Origin of the sequence: Ensifer meliloti (assembly GCF_030064585.1) — a bacterium.
Taxonomy (GTDB): Bacteria; Pseudomonadota; Alphaproteobacteria; order Rhizobiales; family Rhizobiaceae; genus Sinorhizobium; species Sinorhizobium meliloti.
The window spans coordinates 761,179-780,151 of the sequence record NZ_CP120365.1 but is presented as its reverse complement, the minus strand read 5'-3'; the positions used below and the strand labels follow the sequence as shown (position 1 = coordinate 780,151).

The 18,973-nt window shown below is 62.1% G+C and carries 20 protein-coding genes; 9 read left to right on the top strand and 11 right to left on the bottom strand.

Annotation, left to right across the window (positions count from 1 at the left end; genetic code table 11):
- Position 1: 1 nt before the first annotated feature.
- A complete protein-coding gene (locus tag PZL22_RS10810) occupies positions 2-382 on the top strand; it encodes an RcnB family protein (protein ID WP_003536865.1) in 381 nt (126 codons plus the stop codon).
- Positions 383-573: 191 nt separating this feature from the next.
- On the opposite strand, the gene znuA is transcribed toward PZL22_RS10810, so the two are convergent.
- A complete protein-coding gene (gene znuA, locus PZL22_RS10805; RefSeq protein ID WP_003536864.1) occupies positions 574-1,596 on the bottom strand; it encodes a zinc ABC transporter substrate-binding protein ZnuA in 1,023 nt (340 codons plus the stop codon).
- A gap of 142 nt (positions 1,597-1,738) precedes the next feature.
- Here znuA and PZL22_RS10800 point away from each other — a divergent pair, with 142 nt between their 5' ends.
- From PZL22_RS10800 to PZL22_RS10790, 3 genes are read left to right on the top strand one after another with little or no spacing between them, the layout of a single operon-like run.
- Positions 1,739-2,647, top strand: coding sequence for a metal ABC transporter ATP-binding protein (locus tag PZL22_RS10800; RefSeq protein ID WP_013844580.1), 909 nt, complete (start codon positions 1,739-1,741; stop codon positions 2,645-2,647).
- Positions 2,640-3,467, top strand: a complete 828-nt coding sequence (znuB, locus tag PZL22_RS10795; RefSeq protein ID WP_003536854.1) for a zinc ABC transporter permease subunit ZnuB — start codon at positions 2,640-2,642, stop codon at positions 3,465-3,467. The genes PZL22_RS10800 and znuB overlap by 8 nt, the downstream gene beginning before the upstream one ends.
- Positions 3,467-3,862 (top strand): Fur family transcriptional regulator, encoded by a 396-nt coding sequence (locus tag PZL22_RS10790; protein ID WP_003536852.1) that lies wholly within the window; start codon positions 3,467-3,469, stop codon positions 3,860-3,862. The genes znuB and PZL22_RS10790 overlap by 1 nt, the downstream gene beginning before the upstream one ends.
- Before the next feature lie 9 nt (positions 3,863-3,871).
- Here PZL22_RS10790 and PZL22_RS10785 read toward each other — a convergent pair whose 3' ends face one another.
- From PZL22_RS10785 to PZL22_RS10770, 4 genes are all read right to left on the bottom strand, one after another.
- Entirely contained in the window at positions 3,872-4,402 is a 531-nt protein-coding gene (locus PZL22_RS10785; protein ID WP_003536850.1) for a gamma carbonic anhydrase family protein, read from the bottom strand.
- 50 nt (positions 4,403-4,452) lie between these two features.
- On the bottom strand, positions 4,453-5,139 hold the full coding sequence (locus PZL22_RS10780) for a fumarylacetoacetate hydrolase family protein (RefSeq protein WP_003536848.1): 687 nt from the start codon (positions 5,137-5,139) through the stop codon (positions 4,453-4,455).
- A gap of 186 nt (positions 5,140-5,325) precedes the next feature.
- Positions 5,326-5,535 (bottom strand): hypothetical protein, encoded by a 210-nt coding sequence (locus PZL22_RS10775; protein WP_003536846.1) that lies wholly within the window; start codon positions 5,533-5,535, stop codon positions 5,326-5,328.
- 445 nt (positions 5,536-5,980) lie between these two features.
- Positions 5,981-6,217, bottom strand: coding sequence for a DUF982 domain-containing protein (locus PZL22_RS10770; protein WP_003536844.1), 237 nt, complete (start codon positions 6,215-6,217; stop codon positions 5,981-5,983).
- Between the two features lie 434 nt (positions 6,218-6,651).
- Between PZL22_RS10770 and PZL22_RS10765 the strand changes: the two genes are divergently transcribed.
- A complete protein-coding gene (locus tag PZL22_RS10765) occupies positions 6,652-6,900 on the top strand; it encodes a hypothetical protein (protein ID WP_003536840.1) in 249 nt (82 codons plus the stop codon).
- A 159-nt stretch (positions 6,901-7,059) separates the two neighbouring features.
- Here PZL22_RS10765 and PZL22_RS10760 read toward each other — a convergent pair whose 3' ends face one another.
- The gene (locus PZL22_RS10760; RefSeq protein WP_284718645.1) at positions 7,060-7,785 is read right to left on the bottom strand and encodes a hypothetical protein; all 726 of its coding nucleotides are present in this window, start codon (positions 7,783-7,785) and stop codon (positions 7,060-7,062) included.
- 368 nt (positions 7,786-8,153) lie between these two features.
- On the opposite strand from PZL22_RS10760, the gene dusA reads away from it, so the two are divergent.
- Entirely contained in the window at positions 8,154-9,311 is a 1,158-nt protein-coding gene (gene dusA / locus PZL22_RS10755; protein ID WP_003535348.1) for a tRNA dihydrouridine(20/20a) synthase DusA, read from the top strand.
- Between the two features lie 128 nt (positions 9,312-9,439).
- On the opposite strand, the gene PZL22_RS10750 is transcribed toward dusA, so the two are convergent.
- Positions 9,440-9,652: a cold-shock protein gene (locus PZL22_RS10750; protein WP_003535347.1), complete on the bottom strand. Its 213-nt coding sequence runs from the start codon at positions 9,650-9,652 to the stop codon at positions 9,440-9,442.
- Positions 9,653-10,484: 832 nt separating this feature from the next.
- Between PZL22_RS10750 and PZL22_RS10745 the strand changes: the two genes are divergently transcribed.
- Entirely contained in the window at positions 10,485-11,102 is a 618-nt protein-coding gene (locus PZL22_RS10745; protein ID WP_003535345.1) for a J domain-containing protein, read from the top strand.
- Positions 11,103-11,371: 269 nt separating this feature from the next.
- On the opposite strand, the gene PZL22_RS10740 is transcribed toward PZL22_RS10745, so the two are convergent.
- A complete protein-coding gene (locus PZL22_RS10740; RefSeq protein WP_284718644.1) occupies positions 11,372-11,944 on the bottom strand; it encodes a hypothetical protein in 573 nt (190 codons plus the stop codon).
- Positions 11,945-12,242: 298 nt separating this feature from the next.
- Positions 12,243-15,200, bottom strand: coding sequence for an excinuclease ABC subunit UvrB (gene uvrB, locus PZL22_RS10735; protein WP_003535341.1), 2,958 nt, complete (start codon positions 15,198-15,200; stop codon positions 12,243-12,245).
- Positions 15,201-15,414: 214 nt separating this feature from the next.
- Between uvrB and PZL22_RS10730 the strand changes: the two genes are divergently transcribed.
- Positions 15,415-15,768, top strand: coding sequence for a DMT family protein (locus PZL22_RS10730; protein ID WP_003535339.1), 354 nt, complete (start codon positions 15,415-15,417; stop codon positions 15,766-15,768).
- 29 nt (positions 15,769-15,797) lie between these two features.
- On the opposite strand, the gene PZL22_RS10725 is transcribed toward PZL22_RS10730, so the two are convergent.
- Both PZL22_RS10725 and PZL22_RS10720 read right to left on the bottom strand, forming a co-directional pair.
- Complete coding sequence (locus PZL22_RS10725; RefSeq protein ID WP_003535337.1) at positions 15,798-16,388, bottom strand: hypothetical protein; 591 nt, start codon at positions 16,386-16,388, stop codon at positions 15,798-15,800.
- Between the two features lie 11 nt (positions 16,389-16,399).
- Complete coding sequence (locus tag PZL22_RS10720; protein WP_003535335.1) at positions 16,400-16,789, bottom strand: acyl-CoA thioesterase; 390 nt, start codon at positions 16,787-16,789, stop codon at positions 16,400-16,402.
- A 209-nt stretch (positions 16,790-16,998) separates the two neighbouring features.
- On the opposite strand from PZL22_RS10720, the gene PZL22_RS10715 reads away from it, so the two are divergent.
- Positions 16,999-18,813 carry a methyl-accepting chemotaxis protein gene (locus PZL22_RS10715; RefSeq protein ID WP_003535333.1) on the top strand — a complete coding sequence of 605 codons (1,815 nt, stop codon included), beginning with the start codon at positions 16,999-17,001 and terminating at the stop codon, positions 18,811-18,813.
- Positions 18,814-18,973 lie beyond the last annotated feature (160 nt).

The following is an 18,973-nucleotide window of genomic DNA, read 5'->3' as shown; positions in this document are numbered from 1 at the left end:
CATGAAACGCCTTCTGATCGCGCTCGTCGCAAGCTCATTCCTCGCCACTCCGATGGCGCTTGCTCAGCCGGCCGGCTCCTTCGAGCTTGCGCAGGCGCATGATCGCAATCGCCACAGGCACGTCGATCGACATGTCGAGAAACGCGTCGACCGACACGTCGAGAAGCATGTCGAAAAGCGCGTGATCATCAAGAAGCACCGCTGGGCGCGCGGCCACAGGCTGAGCCCGTCCGAGCGGCGCCACATGGCCTATGTCCGTGACTACCGCCGCTACAAGCTGCGGCCGCCGCCGCGGGGCCAGCAATGGGTGCGTGTCGACAATGACTTTCTGCTGATCAGCCTCGCAACGGGCGTGATCGCAGGCCTTGCATCGGCTTATTGACTTTACGTGTTCCTTTTGAAGGACTCCGATTTCTCCCTCATCCCTGTGCTTGTCACAGGGATCCAGTAGCGCCGCGTCTGTGGCGCGGGAGAGTCTTCTCGGCCCAGGGACCTGGGCCGACTGGATTCCCGTGACAAGCACAGGAATGACGGATACAGGAATGACGGGCTCGTTACATCTTCCATGTCAGTCTAGCTCGCCGAAGAAAGGCATTCCTTCAGCGAATCGCCGATGTTTTCCATCATCTGGAAGTAGAGATCCGGTCCAGCCTCGAGGGTGCCGGCTTCCGGATCGAGCATGCCGGATTTCGCCGGCGTGCCTTCTATGACGACGCTGACGAGCTTCGGCTCGAACTGCGGCTCGGCGAAGACGCAGGTCGCGCCCAATTCCTTGATCTTCGCGCGAATCTCGGAGAGCCGCTCGGCGCCGGGCAGCACCTCCGGGCTGACGGTGATCGAGCCGGCGACGCGCATCTGGTAGCGGTTTTCGAAATACTGATAGGCATCGTGGAAGACGACGAAAGGCTTGTCCTTGACGGCAGCCACCGTCTCGGCGAGGCTCTTGTCGAGAGCGTCGATCCGCGCGTTGAACTTCTCCAGATTTGCCTTGTAGGCGGCGGCGTTGGCCGGATCGGCCGCGGCCAAAGTCTTCTCGATCTCGGTCGCCATGTCCTTGGCGTTCATCGGATCAAGCCACATATGCATGTCGAACTCGCCTTCGGCATGATCGTGATGGTCATGCTTATCGGCGTGCTCGGCACCGTCCGCTTCGCCGGCATGGGCATCGCCGTGACCCTCGTGCCCCTCATGGCCCGCTTCCTCGCCGTGGCCCTCTTCACCGTGATCGTGCCCCTCGAAGGCGCCGCCCTCGCGGAACTTCAGCTTCGCGAGCCCGGGAGCCTCGCCGAGTTCGACCACCTGGGCTCCTGTGCCGAGCGTATCAAGCGGCTTGTCGAGGAACGCCTCGAGGCCGGGTCCGACCCAGAACACGACCTTTGCCGCCTGCAGTGCCGCGGCGTTCGAAGGCTTCATGGTGTAGGTATGAGGGGAGGCGCCGCCCTCGACGATGAGCGAGGGCTCGCCGACGCCCTGCATGATCGAGGCGACCAGCGAATGGACCGGCTTGATCGAAACGACCACATTGGGCGCCTCCGCAAATACGGGGGAGGCCAGGAGAAGCGTCGAGGCGAACAGGAGGGCAGTCGTCGATTTCATCGTTTTCTCCGAATTGTCCGGTGGCTGCAGCCGCTTTTACGGCCGGACATTGCTTGTAACGGCGTTGTTATGTTATTACATCAATTGCGTTATGCTATAACGTGTGCGATAGCCAGTGGCAACCACCAGCCGGAACTTTTTGATGTTGAACTTCCGATCACCAGAAACGATGCCCTTGGTCAGCCTCGCCAATGCCGGGGTGCGGCGAAACGGCAGGTGGCTCGTGCGCGGTGTCGATTTTTCGATCAGCCGCGGCGAGATCGTCACCCTCATAGGGCCGAACGGATCGGGAAAGTCGACGACGGCGAAAACGGCGATCGGGGTTCTCAAGCCGGATGAGGGACACGTCGAACGGCTAGCAGGGCTGAAGGTCGGCTATGTGCCGCAGAAGCTTGCGGTCGACTGGACGCTGCCTTTGACGGTGGAGCGGCTGATGACGCTGACGGGCCCGCTTAAAGGTCGGGAAATCGAGGAGTCGCTCGCAGCGACGGGCATGCTGCACATGGCGAAGGCCGAGGTACAGCACCTTTCGGGTGGCGAGTTCCAGCGGGCGCTGCTTGCCCGCGCTATCGCCCGCAAACCCGACCTGCTGGTCCTGGACGAGCCGGTGCAGGGGGTCGATTTTTCCGGGGAGATAGCCCTTTACGAGTTGATCAAGCAGATCCGCAACCGCACCGGCTGCGGTATCCTGCTCATTTCCCACGATCTCCATATCGTCATGGCGGAAACCGATACGGTCGTCTGCCTCAACGGCCATGTCTGCTGTCGCGGAACGCCGCAGGTGGTGAGCCAGAGTCCGGAATATCTCAAACTCTTCGGCCGCCGGGCCGCCGGCGCGCTTGCGGTCTACAGTCATCACCACGACCACACGCACCTCCCCGACGGGCGGGTGCTGCATGCGGACGGCAGCATCACCGAAAGCTGCTTCCCGGGCGACGGCCATCATCATCACGAAGAGGCCGACAACATTCATGACCACGATCCGGACTGCGGCTGCGGCCATCACGCGCGGCTCCAGGGTTACGACGGGACGGAGAAGCGCGATGCTTGACGATTTCTTCATTCGCGCGCTCGTCGCCGGAATTGGCATCGCCATGGTCGCCGGGCCGCTCGGTTGCTTCGTCATCTGGCGGCGCATGGCCTATTTCGGCGATACGATGGCGCATTCGGCGCTGCTCGGGGTGGCGCTCTCGCTGCTCATGGACCTCAACCTCATGGTAAGCGTGTTTATCGTCGCCTCGGTCGTCTCGGTGCTGCTTCTCTTCCTGCAGAAGCGCGGCGCGCTCTCGACCGACGCGCTGCTCGGCATCCTCTCGCACTCGGCGCTGTCGATCGGCCTCGTCATCGTCGCCTTCATGACCTGGGTCCGGATCGACCTCGTCGGCTTCCTCTTCGGCGACATCCTCGCGGTTTCCCGCGCCGATATCGACATCGTGTGGGGCGGTGGCATTCTGGTGATCTTCGCGCTCGTCTATCTATGGCGGCCGTTGCTCGCATCGACCGTCAATCCGGAGTTGGCCGAAGCGGAAGGCCTCAATCCCGAAAGGGCGCGGTTCTTTTTCATGCTGCTGATGGCTCTGGTGATTGCGATCGCCATGAAGATCGTCGGCATCCTGCTGATCACCTCGCTGCTGATCATACCGGCGGCGACCGCCCGTCGCTTCGCCTCGTCTCCGGAAGTCATGGCTGTCTGCGCCTCGCTCATCGGCGTGGTCGCCGTTGCCGGCGGGCTTTTCGGCTCGCTTCACTGGGATACGCCGTCGGGACCGTCTATCGTGGTTGCGGCGCTGGTCCTTTTCGTGCTGAGTCTGCTGCCGGTCGGCCGCCGGATCGAGAGCGCCCCGCATACTTCGCATGGAGGACATCACTGATGGTTACGCCCCAACTGACCAAGAACCAGTCGCTGGTGATGGGGGCGCTTGCCCATTCGGACGGTCCGATGAGCGCTTACACCATTCTCGACAAGCTGCGCGACAATGGCTTTCGCGCACCGCTGCAGGTCTATCGCGCACTCGACAAGCTGCTCGAATACGGGCTGGTTCATCGGCTGGAGAGCCTCAACGCCTTCGTGGCCTGCAGCTGCCCGCATGAACACGAGCACGACCACGGCGTCACGGCCTTCACCATCTGCGAAGGCTGCGGCCAGGTGACCGAGTTTCATGACGAGGTGATCGAGGATCGGCTTTCCACGCTCGTGCGGGCGCAGGAGTTCAAGACCGAGAAGACGACGATCGAGATCCGCGGACACTGCAAGAGCTGCGCGTAAGGCCGCGTATCAATCCAGCAGCGTAAACTGGGCGGCGTAACGCTGCCAATTCTTCACATAATGTTCGGCCGAACGCTTCAATCCCTCGACTGCGGCGTCGTCGAGTGTCCGCACCATCTTGGCCGGAGCGCCGACGATGAGTGAATTGTCGGGGAATTCCTTCCCCTCGGTCACCAGCGCATTGGCGCCGACGAGGCAATTGCGGCCGATCTTCGCGCCATTCAATATCGTCGCTCCCATGCCGATCAGCGAATTGTCGCCGATGGTGCAGCCGTGAACGATCGCCCGGTGACCGATGGTGCAGCCTTCGCCTATAGAAACCGGGTGACCGGGATCGACATGGATGATGACGGCCTCCTGGATGTTCGTGCGCGCGCCGATGCGGATCGGCTCGTTGTCGCCGCGCAGCATCGCGCCGAACCAGATGCCGACGTCCTCGCCGAGCTCAACCTGCCCGATGATATTGGCGTCCGGCGCCACCCAATAGCTGCCTTCGGTCGGCGTCTGCGGTCTGAGCGGTCCTAGAGCGTAAAGCGGCATGGCGGCTGCGTCCTTTAATCGAAGGCGGTGACTTTCGCTCTTCCTGTTTCTCAAACGATATTGACGGAGATCGCGCCGATCCCGTCGATGCCGCAGGCGACGACATCGCCTTGCGTGACGGGACCCACACCTGATGGCGTCCCGGTCATGATGATATCGCCCGGTGCGAGAGTGAAGAGGCGGGACAGTTCGGCGATGATTTCGGGCACCTTCCAGATCATTTGATCAAGATCGCCCTGCTGGCGCAGTTCGCCATTGACCTTGAGCCATATGTTGCCGCTTGCGGGATGACCGATCGCGGTGACGGGGACGATCGCGGAGACCGGAGCGGAATGCTCGAACGCCTTGGCGGCCGTCCACGGCTTGCCGGCCTTCTTCGCTTCCGCCTGCAGGTCCCGGCGGGTGAAGTCGATGCCGACGCCATAACCGAAGATGTGATCTGCCGCTTCCGAGACGGGAATGTCCGCTCCGCCGGTGCGCATCGCGACGACCAGTTCAACCTCGTGGTGAACGTCGGAAGAGCGCGTCGGATAGGGGAAATTCTCGCCCGGCGGCAGAAGATTGTCGGCGTTCTTCTGAAAGAAGAAGGGTGCCTCCCGGTCCGGGTCGTGACCCATCTCGCGGGCGTGGGCCGCATAGTTGCGGCCGACACAATAGACCCGGCGCACCGGAAACCCGACGGAACTGCCGGAGATCGGCAGCAGGATGAGCGGCGGGGGTGTCAGGGCTGTCTGCATGATCGTCCGGCTCCATCATTCGGTCTCGGTCTGGCCCGAGCGGTTCGTTCGCAGAATCGACGCACCGGCACCGCCCGGTAAGTCAGGGCGACGCCGAAGCGAATCTGGAGAGAAGGACGTTAGCAGCCGGACGGGCTGCTGCAATAGGCAGAGCATGAGGATGATGCCGGAGCCGCGCTCTCGGGCTCAGGCGCAGCGCGCATAGGCCTCGAGTTGGTCACGCGTGAGGAAGCGCCCGTCGGACCGCGAGTTTAGCTCCGGATGGCTGTATTCGAGGCTCGGTACCTGGGGAAGCTCAAGGGCCTGGCGTACGGTCATGATGCCGATTTCCTTCCGGCCGCTTTCGCGCTTCATGCTGACTTCGACGATACGATAGAGATTACGCTCTCTCATCATAGCTCTCCCGTATTATTTTCTTATGTCCCTCTTTTGATGGGACCTTAAACATTCGATATTGGTTTTTGTGAGACGGACTAAAATATAACCCCGCAAGATGAAGCCTTCACGACAGAAATCGGGCGGTTTGGCGAAGATTTCCGACTTATTTCGAGGCTGGACCGCGCGATTGCGAAGGTCGCATTCCCATATTCGCGGATTAAATCTCGGGATCGGTTATATTAGCGGTTTCTTTGTTTTTCAAGCGGTCCGACTGGGGTGCAGGCGAGTATTGCGCCGCACAAGAATTGTATTACGAATACATAGGCCCCGACTGGGAGGCGCCGAGCAATGATCCGCGCAGGAGGCGGAGGATCACGCCATTCGCCATTCGCCATCGTCACCGGCAGCCGCAAACGCAAAGGATCGATCACGTGTCGCGGTCGGTTGCTCGGGCTATCGTGAGCTAGTGCGCTTTAAGGCGCGCCTCCTCAGCTGCGGAAAGAAAGAGTCTGCGTGCTTCCTCGCAGGTACGGCGCCCGTCGATCGCGGCGCGGCACGCGCTGCGCGCGGCGACGTAATAGGGGCCGCGATAAGGCCAATGGTCCGCGAGGCACCGGAGCGCATCGGACGGTCCCTTGACCATGCGCACGTCACCCCCGGTCATTCCAAGCTCGATGGGATTGCTCCACAAGACCTGCATGCTTCTCCTCCTGGATCGCAGCGACGCGGCAATGGTGCCCCGCGTCGTGGGTATGTTCGGTTCCTATCGGGCGACAAGCGACGGACACCGGCTTCGACTGCCGCTTTCCCGCTCCCGGGATCATGTACAAGAACGCTGCCGGGTCAGCCCCGGTTCCCTGCCGCGAAAGGCCGGAGACCGAGCCAAGCGTTTCAATGTAGCTCAGGGATTCCGGTTTGTCCGCAATTTTGCTGAAACACAATTTTGCTTCTGTCCGCCGCCGCTGCGGCCGACCGGATATCTTCGCCGGAAGGGGCGCTAGCTCATCGCCGAACAAGCCCTTATCTGGAGTTGTCCTTTCCTTCGCCACCCGTATTGCGCTGCATCCCCTTAAATGGCGGGGTTTCAAGCACTTGGCCCCCATTCTATACCTTTTCTGCTGTTGGAGGGCTGGAATGGTGACGGTTGCAGAGATCCGTTTGACTTGGTTGCCGCTGCAGAATGGGACTTTCTGCGCGATGCTTGGCATACATGAAGTCGCCTTTGTCATGAAACGGCAGGCCATGAGCGATTGGGCCTGGCGTATCTCCCATTGCAACGGTACCGGTGAAACAGGCTTCCGCTACGCGCCGACGCTCGAGGGCGCCAAGGCGGAGGTCCTTGCCGGCATTCAGGAGTGGTTCCGTCAGGCGGGGTTTCAATGAGCTTCAACCGCCTCTGCCTGTGGCAGTAGAGCGGGATGAGGAGAAAAGTGTGCTGTTTTCCGCCCGCATCCCGCTCTAACTTCCTAGAGTCGATCACGTTCATGATGTCAGGTCGACCCGACCTGAAATCATCGTGATCCAGCGACTATTGGTGCTGTGTCAGTCGCTCGAAGTGGAAGCCGGGGTTTCTCCACCGCCTGAGCCGGTATCCTGACCGCCGCCGGAGCCGCTGTCCTGACCGCCGCCGGAGCCTTCGCCACCGCCGGAGCCGCTATCCTGGCCGCCGCCGGAGCCAGTGTCCTGACCGCCGCCGGAGCCTTCGCCGCCGCCGGAGCCGGTGTCCTGACCGCCGCCAGAGCCGGTATCCTGACCGCCACCTGAGCCGCTGTCTTGACCGCCGCCGGAGCCTTCGCCGCCGCCGGAGCCGCTATCCTGGCCACCACCGGAGCCGGTGTCCTGACCGCCGCCAGAGCCGGTATCCTGGCCGCCACCAGAGCCGGTATCCTGGCCGCCGCCGGAGCCTTCGCCCCCGGAGCCGCTATCCTGGCCACCACCGGAGCCAGTGTCCTGACCGCCGCCAGAGCCGGTATCCTGACCGCCACCAGAGCCGGTATCCTGGCCGCCGCCGGAGCCTTCGCCGCCGCCGGAGCCGCTATCCTGACCGCCGCTGGAACCGGTATCCTGGCCGCCACCTGAGCCAGTCTCCTGACTTCCGCCTGGCGCGCTGCCGGCGTCGGCAACGACAAGGACGTCACCATGAGGACCGGCGAGCGCTGTACTCTGACGCAGGCCGTCATCGAACGACGCTAGTGAGGCAAATGGCGTGGCAACGACATAGGCGAGACCAAGCAATGAGCCGATGATAGTTTTTCCTGTTCTACGCATAGTCCTGCTTCCTTCCCTAAAGTTTAGGACATGTTTCGAACCTCAGCCTCCAGCGCGGCGCAGGATGGCACAGAAAGTGCTGGCTTACGCAAGAATATTATAACTGACTGATCTGCAACAGAATATCCAGTTGCAGGCGCCGAGAGCTGCCCGATTTTGGCCACAAGATACAATCGACAGTATTAATTGCGAAGGAACAATACATCCAATAATCTGGTTCTGATCTGTTTCATCTATCGGTTATATTAACGATCTCTCTTTCACTCGACGATTGTGCACGTGATTTGCTACAAGCCTCGGACCGCTGCCGCATGTAGCAATGGCAACGCAAAACGGGTTAAAAGGGATCAAACGAGAGCTGACGAGACATGATGGAATCGGTGCAAACTGACGGGAAGAGGGGAGAAAACAGGTACTTCAAGGCGCCTGTCTTTGCCGTGGCGCCTATGATCGACTGGACCGATCGTCATTATCGGTTCTTCGCGCGCCAGCTCTCGAGCCATGCTCTGCTCTATACGGAAATGATCGTCGCGGATGCGATCCTGCGAGGCGACCGGGAAAAGCTGCTCGGCCACGACGCCTCGGAACATCCGGTCGCCCTGCAGCTCGGCGGCAGCGATCCGGCGAAGATGGCGGAGGCGGCGCGGATCGCCGAAGGCTTCGGCTACGACGAGATCAACATGAATGTCGGCTGCCCATCAGACCGGGTGCAGTCCGGCACCTTCGGCGCTTGCCTGATGCAGGAGCCGGCGTTGGTCGCCGACTGCATCGCGGCGATGAAGGCGGCGGTCAAGATTCCCGTCACGGTCAAATGTCGCATCGGCGTCGACGATCAGGATCCGGAAGTAGCACTTCGCGACCTCGTCCAGCGTGTCAAGGATGCCGGAACGGATGCCGTCTGGGTGCATGCCCGCAAGGCATGGCTCAAAGGGCTGAGCCCGAGAGAGAATCGCGAGATTCCGCCGCTCGATTATGGCCTCGTACACCGGCTCAAGGCGGAAAATGCGAATCTTTTCATCGGTCTCAATGGGGGTCTTCAAAGGCTGGATCAGGCGCTATCCCACCTCGATCCGCTGTCGCTGCCGACGGGAGGAACCACCGGGACTGCGGCAGAGCCGGCGTGCGGTGCTCCTCTCGACGGCGTGATGCTCGGTCGTGCGGCCTATCACGACAGCGGCCTGCTGACGGCCGCCGACGGCTATTTCGTCCACCCGCTGACGGGGGCCGAGCCCATGCCGGTCGATCGCGACGGCTTTTCCGATCATGACCATAAACTGTCGCTGGATTTCTGGTCCGGGATCCGTGACGCCATGGCGGACTATGCCGCCGCGCATATCGAGAATGGCGGCCGGCTGATCCACGTCACGCGGCACATGGTCGGGCTCTTTCAGGGCTGGCCCGGCGCGCGGCGCTATCGTCAGATACTCTCTACCGAGGCCACCCGCAAGGACGCCGGTCCGCAAGTGATCCATGCTGCCTTCGACGCGGTGTTCGAGGCGGTAACGGCAAGGCAGGCGGCAGAGTAGCTCGACTGCGGCGCGAGTCTCCGCCGCCGGCGAGGGGAAGGTGGGCGGCAGGCCGGATGGGGCGCTCTCCAACGAAAAACGGCGCCTCTTGCGAAGCGCCGCTCTTCAAGCTTTGTCGAACGCCAGGCTTAGAGAGCCTGGAGGTTGACGGCCTTCGGGCCCTTGCCCATGCGATCCGGCTCCGTGTCGAAGCTGACCTCCTGGCCATCGTTCAATGTGGTGAGGCCTGCGGCCTGGACAGCGGTGATGTGGACGAAAACGTCCTTCGAACCGCCTTCCGGCGTGATGAAACCAAAACCCTTGTCCTGGTTGAAGAATTTGACGATGCCTTTGGTGGCCATGGAAGAAGTCCTTTTCCTTCAGTCTGTCTTTGCCGCAACCCTGCGCTTCAATATCACGCATCGGTTGCTTTAGGTAGTGTGTCCGCGCCCCCGGGAGGAAGCGAACGTGTCGTCTTCAGCGAAATGCGCTGAAAGGCGTCGAGTGGTCACGATATCGGGGAAAAGACGTCTACGATGCCGCTTGCGGCAGTCCCGGCGTCAAGCCAGGCTCAAAGCGAAAGTCCAGTCTCCGGGATTGAAAACGCCCGAACAGAGATAGGATTGGCAGTATTCCGCGAAAAAGGCAAGGGGGAGTTCTTGCGATCTCGCACCTGCGGCGATGCCTGATGCCGAAGCGCCCGCCTGACCTCACATTGCCCTGTGCCGCAGGGCGAATGCCTTGGTTTGCCTCGTTTCGACCACATTTTCGTCGCGGCACTAGATCACGATGTTTTTAGGTCGGGTCGACCTAAAAACATGAACGTGATCGATACCAATAGTTTAAGCGGGATGCGGGCGGAAAATCGCACACACTTTTCCTCATCCCGCTCTAAGGTCTGTTGAGATTGATCCTAGGAAACCTATCGGAGGACTGCAATCTCTCCTCCTCCTCATCTCTGTGCTCGTCCCAGAGATGAGAGCAGCGCCGCGTCTGCGGCGCGGGAAGCGTTCTTTCAGCCCAAGGACTTGGTCTGGCTGGATCCCTGTGACGAGCACAGGGATGAGGAGATCGAACAAGCCGTGGCAGGTATCCCCAATCTCAACAGGCCTTAGGTTGACCTGCGCTCTCCCTACGGGCCTCGCGGGCTTGCTGCTGCCGCGGCGAACCGGTAGGTCTATACCGGAGACGAATATGCGAGTTGACGATGAGCAGGTGGCCGGCGTGATCGATCCCTATGCCCTCCTTGGAATTGAGCGCGACGCCGACGAACGGGCGGTCCGGACGGCCTACCGTCGGGCGGTGAAGACCGCGCATCCCGACCGCGGCGGTGATGCCGAGCAGTTCGGCAAGCTGCAGGCGGCCTACGACCTCCTGAAGGACCCGGTGCGCCGCAAAGTCTACGATGACACCGGCTACGATCCGCAACTCGCCGACCCGAAAGACCTGAAGGGCCTGATGATGCTGGAGACGCTCGTCAACGATTTCATTCTCGACGAGCGCGAGCCCGGCAGTTTCGATCCGGTCGCGGCGATGCGGCGCAAGCTCTCCGACGACATCGTCAAGAACCGCTTCCACATTTTGGAACTGGAACGCCACCGCTCCCGCGTGCGCAAGCATCTCGACCGCCTCGGCCGGCGGCCCGAGACAGACGTGCTCGGCTCCATGCTGCGCGCCCGCAGCCAGTCGATCGCCGAGGCGATCAGGAATGCCGAAGCCCAGATCGAGGCGATCGAGCAGGCCTACACCATGCTCGAGGGATATTCCTACGAATTGGAAGCGGTGGAGGCGAAGGCGCGCGCGGCGGAGTAGAGCAGGTGGCGCCTGTCCATGCCAAGGTACCGCTCGTTGGAGCACTTCCACTGTGAAATAGGTTTCCGTCCGGCCGGGGTTACCTTCAGAGCTGGATGCTCGCCGGCAACGCACCCGGATCTGCACGCATGTAGTGCGCGTGGTCAGGGCGCGGACGTCGTGCCGGCTATGAAAAGCCGGCACGACGTCCTGGTCATTTGCGGTCGAGCGCTCTTGCAACCAATCCTTCAGTGGCCCGACTTCCCGCCATCGCGGTGATCGTGACCTGGTTAATCCTGATTACCTTTGAGGCCGCCATCTTGGCTGCCTTTGCCGTTGTCCTGGTTGCCGTTGTCCTGGCTGCCCTTGCCGTTATCCTGGCTGCCCTTGCCATTGTCCTGGCTGCCCTTGCCGTTGTCCTGGTTGCCCTTGCCATGGTCTTGGTTACCCTTGCCGGTGTCTTGGCCACCGCCACCGCCGGGATCGCCGCCGCCGCCGCCGCCGCCACCGCCGCCGCCGCCACCGCCGCCGCCACCGCCACCGCCGCCGGGATTACCACCGCCGCCGTCATCGCCGTTCAGGTTGCGAGGACCGCTGTCGGTGGAGGTCGTGGAAAACGAATTTCCGATGGCCGCCGTGGAGAGGGGCGGGCATTGCTCTATTTGCCCGGCCGTGAGGATATCCGCTCTGTTCTGAGCCATGCAGCATGCTTCGTAATTGGCGTCCGTCAGAGGGCTGCACTGCTCAGCCACGAGCATGGGGCCCGTAAGGTTCTGGGCGTGCGCGGGAATCGTTGTCGAAGTTGAAAAACCGACCATCAGAGCCAGGCCGGTGCTCGTAAGAAATACATCCAGGGTTTTCATGTTTTTCTCCCTAAATTAGTGTCAACTTAAATTCGAACCGGGAGAGAAATGTTCCATAAAAATTTATGGGTTTGAGTGGTATGTCGGGCTAATCATTTCGGATTACCACTAAAAAAAGGGGGTAGTTAGCGTATCCTTGGACGCGTTCTTACGGCCGCCTCTTGCAGCGACCCTCTCGAGCAATTCGACGGTCCGGAAAGGCCCAGCGCCGGGTGGAGCCGGTTGCGACTGCGGCGGCAGCGAGTGCTTCGTGATCGGTAAGCGGCTCAGCAGATCGTCGGATTCTGATACGACCGGCTCACCGTCCCGGACGCCCTGTCTTGCCCTTTGTCCGGCTCTTGCGCCGCTTTTCCTCCGCCGGATCCTCGTAGGACCCCACGCCCGGCTTGGCGCGGGTGAGGGTCGGCTTCTCCGGTGCCTGTCCCGGTACCGGCTTCTCCGTGCGGCCGACGGTCATTTCGTCCAGGGTGTTTTTCCTGAATAGCGACTGCCCCTCATCTGCCTTTCGGGCACCTTCTTCTCGGCCGCGGGAAGAAGGGATCGCCACGTCGCGGCCCATTTCATCGAGTTCGGGTTTGCGGAAGAGGGGACGTTCGGTGTCGGTCCCCGGTCCCATATTGTCGAGCGAGGGCTTTTGGAAGTAGGACTGTGTCTTTCCCTCCCCATCGCTTTTCGCCTCCCCAACACTCCCCACAAGGGGGAGGGAGTCCGTTGTGCCGGGCACCCCCTTGCTGGCTCGCTTGCTGCTCTCCTGCGATTTCGCTTCCTCTCGCGCCATCGGATCGTCCAGCACTGCCAGTTCGGCCGCCTTGAGGCGCTTGATCTCGTCGCGCAGGCGTGCGGCCTTTTCGAAGTCGAGGTCCGCGGCGGCGTCGCGCATCTGTTTTTCGAGTGCGTTGAGGTGCGCCTGGAGATTGTTGCCGACGAGGTGGCCGCCATCGGCAAAGCCCTTGCCGGCGACGCCGGAAATATCGGCGCGGACATGGTCGCGTTCGTAGACCGAATCGAGGATGTCGGAGATCTTCGCCTTGACCGATTCGGGCGTGATGCCGTGCTCGGCATTGTAGGCCATCTGTTTCTCGCGGCGGCGGCTGGTCTCCTCCATCGCCCGCTGCATCGAGCCGGTGATCGTGTCGGCATAGAGGATGACCTTGCCGTCGACGTTACGGGCGGCGCGGCCGATCGTCTGGATGAGCGACGTTTCCGAGCGCAGGAAGCCTTCCTTGTCGGCGTCGAGAATGGCGACGAAGCCGCATTCGGGAATATCGAGACCCTCGCGCAGGAGGTTGATGCCGACCAGCACGTCGAAGGCGCCGAGGCGCAGGTCGCGGATGATCTCGATGCGCTCCAGCGTGTCGATGTCGGAATGCATGTAGCGCACCCGCACGCCCTGTTCGTGCAGATATTCGGTCAGGTCCTCGGCCATGCGCTTGGTGAGCACGGTGACGAGGGTGCGGTAGCCCGCGGCTGCGGTCTCGCGGATCTCGCCGAGCACGTCGTCCACCTGCGTCTTGGCGGAGCGCACCTCCACCGGCGGATCGATGAGGCCGGTCGGACGGATCACCTGTTCGGCGAAGACGCCGCCGGCCTGTTCCATCTCCCAGGCGCCGGGGGTTGCCGACACGGCGATGGTGTCGGGGCGCATCGCGTCCCATTCCTCGAAGCGCAGCGGCCGGTTGTCCATGCAGGAGGGCAGGCGGAAACCGTATTCGGCGAGCGTCGCCTTGCGGCGGAAGTCGCCGCGATACATGCCGCCGATCTGCGGAATGGTGACGTGACTCTCGTCGATGAAGATCAGCGCATTGTCGGGAATATATTCGAACAGCGTCGGCGGCGGCTCGCCCGGCCTGCGGCCGGTGAGATAGCGCGAATAGTTCTCGATGCCCTGGCAGGAGCCGGTGGCCTCGAGCATTTCGATGTCGTAACGGGTGCGCTGTTCCAGCCGCTGCGCTTCCAGAAGGCGCCCGGCGCGTTCCAGTTCGGCGAGGCGCTGGCTCATTTCCTCCTTGATCGCCTTGATGGCGGCGTTCAGCGTCGGCCGCGGCGTCACATAGTGCGAATTGGCGTAGATCTTCACCGATTTGAGGTCGCCGGTCTTCTGGCCGGTGAGCGGATCGAACTCGGTGATCGAGTCGATCTCGTCTCCGAACATCGAGATGCGCCAGGCGGCATCTTCCAGGTGGGCGGGAAAGATTTCGATCGTGTCGCCGCGCACGCGAAAGGAGCCCCGCTGAAAATCCATGTCGCGGCGCTTGTATTGCTGCGCTACGAGGTCGGCCAGGAGTTGCCGCTGATCGAGCCGGTCGCCGACACTCATCTGGAAGGTCATTGCCGTATAGGTCTCGACCGAGCCGATACCGTAAATGCAGGAGACCGAGGCGACGATGATGACGTCGTCGCGTTCGAGCAGCGAACGCGTCGCCGAGTGGCGCATACGGTCGATCTGCTCGTTGATCGAGGATTCCTTCTCGATATAGGTGTCCGAGCGCGGGACGTAGGCTTCCGGCTGGTAGTAATCGTAATAGGAGACGAAATATTCGACCGCGTTGTCCGGGAAGAAGTTCTTGAACTCGGAGTAGAGCTGCGCCGCGAGCGTCTTGTTCGGGGCCAGAATGACGGCCGGGCGCTGTGTCGCCTCGATCACCTTGGCCATGGTGAAGGTCTTTCCCGAGCCGGTGACGCCGAGCAGCACTTGATTGCGCTCGCCCGAGGTGAGGCCGTCGACCAGGTCCGCGATCGCCGTCGGCTGGTCTCCGGCCGGCTCGTAGTCCGATTGCATGCGGATCGCGATGCCGCCTTCGGACTTTTCAGGCCGGGCCGGGCGGTGCGGCGTCCAGAGCTTGCCGTCCTTGAACAGCGGATTGCCGCTCTCGATGAGCTTCGCAAGCGCCTCGACGGTGGCGGTGACGCCGGAGCCCGAGGTGAGCTTGTCGGCATCCTCCAAGGCGACATCGAGGCCTGCCACCGGATTGAGCCCCGCGGCCGCTCGCGTCTTCGGATCGGTCGTTCCGCCCATCGATGTGCCGCGGGCCGATTTCGACGCGGAGATCTCCACCTTCTTGCGATGCCTGCCGGCCTTGGAGGCAACCTCGCGCCGGCTCTCGAAGGTGCTCGCTTCCGCTTCCGATTCGAGCTGCTTCACCCAGTCGGAGACATTGCCGGAAAGCGGCGTACCGGAAAGCGGCGCCTGCGGGGCTTCTTCGAAACCGCCGGGTGCCGACGATTTCTTCGGGGAATTCTTCGTTGATCTGGCCATGGCGGGAATATGGACAGAGTCAGGTCGAAAGTGAAGGGGGAACGAGTACAAAAGGGAAACGGAAAGCCGCGATCTTCTCGTCGGTTTCCCGGACCTTCGAGGCGGCGGCTTGAACCGACGGTCGCATCGTTGCACTGGCAGCCGAAGGCACTTGCAACGCCGGCACCCGGCGGAGCATCCTCGGCGTGCGATTCGCGCTCTTCCCGAGGTTTCCATGCCATTTGCCATCAATCCTGCCTATGTCTGGCCGGTCATCCTGCTGCTCCTCTCCAATGTCTTCATGACCTTCGCCTGGTACGGCCACCTGAAGTTCACTTCGTCGCCGCTCTACATCGTCATCGTCGCAAGCTGGGGGATCGCCTTCTTCGAATATTGGCTGGCCGTGCCGGCGAACCGCATCGGACACTCGGTCTATTCGGCGGCGCAACTGAAGACGATGCAGGAGGTGATCACGCTTACCATTTTCGTCCTCTTCTCGATTTTCTGGCTGAAGGAACCGATCGGCTGGCATCAGCTCATCGGCTTCGCGCTGATCGCGCTCGGGGCGTCGTTCATCTTCAAGGGGTGAGACGTCGCCACGAGGGGCGTTTGCCCCCGTCAATCGAGAAGGTCGAAGGCGCGATACATCCATGTGAGCTGGTAAAGAACCGCGCCCACCAGAAAAGACGCATGGAAGCGCCGGTCGGGCGTGACCGCCGCGATGATGCAGAGCGCGATATAGGCCGCGTTGCGCAGCGGATATTCGATCCCGAAGGACTGGAAATAGGCCTTGCCCTTCAAGGCCGTGTCGATGAGGTCGACTGCGAATGCGATGGCGAGGAAGCCGAAGAACCAGGCGCGCCTGGACATGAAATAATGTTCGTAGCCGCTGTATTCGTCGAGCGTCGTCGGGAAGAGGAAGACGCAGAGGAGGAAGAAGACGCAGCTATAGAGGATGACGAACAGGTAGACGCTGACGTCGATCACCGCCAGCGAGTGCAGGTGATACTCCCACCACCAGAAATGGACGAGGAAGACGAACATGAACAGCACCCAGCCGAGGTGTATCCAGTAGACCTTCGTCTTGCCCGGATGCTGCACGAAAAGCGCGACACCGCTGAGGAGCCGCGCAAGCGAGAGGCTGATCACCATGCCCATGACGACGCGTATGTGCGAAAAGATCGCCGGATCGCGCTGCACCTGCTCCATGAATGCGGCCCCTATTGCTCGGACGGAACCGGCGTCGGCTTGCCGGTCGAGTCGAGCGCCACCATCACGAAGATCGCGTCGGTGACCTTTTCCATGACATGCGAGAGGTAACGCTGCGCCCATGCCTCGACCTTGAGCGTCATCGACGTCCGCCCGACCGTGACGATGTCGGTATAGATGCAGAGTGTGTCGCCGATCTTCACCGGCATGGCGAAGGCCATTTCCTTTACCGCCGCAGTCACGACGCGGCCCCTGGCGCGCTCGGCGGCCCGGATACCGCAGGAAAGGTCCATCTGCGCCATGACCCAGCCGCCGAAGATGTCGCCGGCGGCATTGGCGTCGCCGGGCATTGCGAGCGTGCGCAAGGTCAGTTCGCCATTCGGCTTGCTTGCTGCGTTCATTCGGCCTGTCTCCCTGTTGACGAACAAGGTTTAACGCACTGCCGTCAGGCGAGCAAAGAGGCGCCGGAACAATTCCACGCTGAAGAACCAAAGGCGGCACGCGTGACGGTTTTATCGTTAATTTGATCACCCTCAAATCTAGTGAGTGTTTGTTAGGAGCTTTGCAAATAGCCGCTCATATTCTGCATGCCTCGAAATGGAGGCAGGGGATGAGAAGAATTCGGATTTCAGCGCGTCTTTACGCGCTGGTCGCGTTTGCGCTTTTGACGATGGCGGCGGCGCTGACGTTCGGACTGGTCCAGGCGCAGGACAAGCTGGTTGCAGAGCGCAAGGCCATGCTCGCGGCGATGAACGAGAACGCGATCACGGTGTTCGACGCCTATCACGGCCAGGAAAAGGCCGGAACGCTCACGCGCGAGGAGGCGCAGGGCCGCGCTCTGGAGGCGATCCGGGCGATGCGCTATCAGGACAGCGGCTATTTCTGGGTGAACGATATGCATCCGAAGATGGTGATGCATCCGATCAAGCCCGAACTCGACGGCGCCGACCTGACGCAGAACAAGGATCCGAACGGCAAGTTCCTGTTCGTGGAATTCGTCAAGACGGTGCAGGCGCACGGCAAGGGCTTCGTCGATTATTACTGGCCGAAGCCCGGCGCCGACGAGCCCGTGCTGAAATATTCGCATGTGGCCGGTTTCGAGCCCTGGGGATGGGTGGTCGGCACCGGTGTTTATGCAGACGATCTCGCCGCCATGTTCCGCGAGCGCGCCTGGCAGATGGCCGGCATTCTGGTCGCGGCAGCGCTCACGATCCTCATGGCGGCCTTGGCGATCGTGCGCAGCGTCGTTCGGCCCATCGAAAAGCTGAAGGTCTCGATGCGGGCGATCGCAGACGAGGACCTTTCCTCGGATGTTCCGGAAACCGATCGCGCCGACGAGATCGGGCAGATGGCGAAGGTGCTCGTCGTCCTGCGCGACTCCGTCAGGGAGCGCCTCGAACTGCGATCGCGCGAGGCGGAGCAGCAGGACCGCCTCGACGCAGAACGGCGCGGCCACGAGGAGCGCCAGCGTACGACTGCCGCAACCCAGGCCGAGGCGATGGAGACGCTCGGCGCCGCGCTCGAGCGGCTGGCAAACGGCGACCTCACCGCCGCGGTCGCCCGGATCGCGCCGGAATATGCCAAGCTCAAGGACGACTTCAACACGGCGGTCGCCGCGCTTCGCGACGTCATCGGCGCCATTTCCCGATCCACCGAAATCGTCCATGGCAGTGCCGCCGATATATCAGAGGCGGCCAACAACCTGTCGCGCCGGACCGAACAGCAGGCGGCGGCTCTTGAAGAGACAGCCGCGGCTCTTGACGAGATCACCTCCACCGTACGTCATGCGTCGGGTCGTGCCCTCGAGGCGCGCGACATGGTCGACGAGACGAAGGCGAGCGCCGCAAAATCCGGTGATATCGTGCGCAACGCGATCGATGCCATGGGGCGGATCGAAGCCTCATCGAGCCGGATCAGCCAGATCATCGGCGTGATCGACGAGATCGCCTTCCAGACGAACCTGCTGGCGCTGAATGCAGGCGTCGAGGCGGCGCGGGCAGGGGAGGCCGGCCGCGGTTTCGCCGTCGTTGCCCAGGAGGTCCGCGAACTCGCGCAACGCTCGGCCGGCGCGGCAAAGGAAATCAAGGCGCTGATAGGCACCTCGGTGAAGGAAGTCGGTGCCGGCGTCGAACTCGTCCGCTCGACGGGTGATGCGCTGATGGAGATCGATGCTCTGGTCAACCGTGTCAACGAGCAGGTGGCCGCGATTGCGACCGCTGCTCGGGAACAGGCGACGGGACTGCAGGAGGTCAACACGGCCGTCAACAGCATGGACCAGATGACGCAGCAGAACGCGGCAATGGTCGAGGAGACGACCGCGGCAAGCCAGACACTGGCGCAGGAAAGTCGTGAGCTGAAGGCGCTGCTCGAACAGTTCAGGCTCGAGGAACGGGGCGCGCAGCCGGCCTATGGCAGGGCAGCGTAAACGATAACAGCAAGCGTAGCGGCGACAAGGCCTGCGTTCGGAAGGACGTGGGCCTCTTCGTTTAACCTGGTCGCTCGGGCGGGTGAGCCTGCTCCTGTCGGTGGTGAGTGGATGGCGCATCTCGCGGGAGTTGACGCGTGGCCGCAAGACAGGCGAGATG